We start from the raw sequence: 280 nt of genomic DNA, 5'->3' as shown, positions 1-280 counted from the left end.
GCAGGAATTTCAATAATCGCCTTCTCAAGCGCTTTACGGTACTGCTCAACAAGCACAATTTTCCCCTCATCAGTAATAGCAATAATAGCAACTGCACCAGGGTGATTTACGATTTCACGTTTACTCATTTCTCCATTTGGTAATACTACATCATCAACACGAACTTTTATAACTCTACCATCAAAAATCGGCTCAGTTTTTACCGTTCTCTCTGCAAGATTACTCATACTATTTCATCTCCCTGTTCTATTTCCTATTCTTTCTTCATACATTTTACCAC

General features: G+C 37.5%; 1 protein-coding gene. It reads right to left on the bottom strand.

The features are described from left to right. Positions 1 to 227: NUDIX hydrolase (locus JDS96_RS31040; RefSeq protein WP_472926304.1), on the bottom strand; the 227-nt coding region annotated here is incomplete at its 3' end. Between the last annotated feature and the right edge of the window lie 53 nt (positions 228 to 280).

This window comes from Bacillus cereus group sp. N21, from assembly GCF_016483395.1.
In the GTDB taxonomy this organism is placed as follows: domain Bacteria; phylum Bacillota; class Bacilli; order Bacillales; family Bacillaceae_G; genus Bacillus_A; species Bacillus_A pseudomycoides.
Note: the sequence above shows the minus strand (reverse complement) of the source record. Positions and strands in the feature narration are given on the sequence as shown.